This is a genomic window from Psychrobacter sp. TB20-MNA-CIBAN-0197 (assembly GCF_040309765.1).
Taxonomy (GTDB): Bacteria; Pseudomonadota; Gammaproteobacteria; order Pseudomonadales; family Moraxellaceae; genus Psychrobacter; species Psychrobacter submarinus.
Window position 1 is genome coordinate 1 of the sequence record NZ_JBEOPC010000646.1, and the last position, 270, is coordinate 270.

Consider the following 270-nt stretch of genomic DNA (forward strand, 5'->3'; position numbering starts at 1 on the left):
TCTTAGCGCCGTTCCTTATTATGTGCCTATCAATGTCAATACTGCCAGTCCTGAACTGCTGGCGTCTCTGATGGACGGTGTGACTAGCGAGCAGATGCGTGGGTTGACCGAAATGAGGCGCAAGCAAGTATTGCCATCTATCGATGAATTGTGGCAATTGCCAATATTGGGCGGTTTGAATGAAGAGCAGCGGGCAGCACTAACGCCACTATTAGCCGTTGACAGTCAGGCTTTTACGGCGCTTATCACGGCAACAGATAGTGCCAATAC

General features: G+C 50.0%; 1 protein-coding gene. It reads left to right on the top strand.

Going from position 1 to position 270, the window contains the following annotated elements; all coding sequences use genetic code 11:
- The coding region (locus tag AAEY83_RS15350) for a type II secretion system protein GspK (protein WP_351060287.1) at positions 1-270 on the top strand (270 nt) is incomplete at both ends.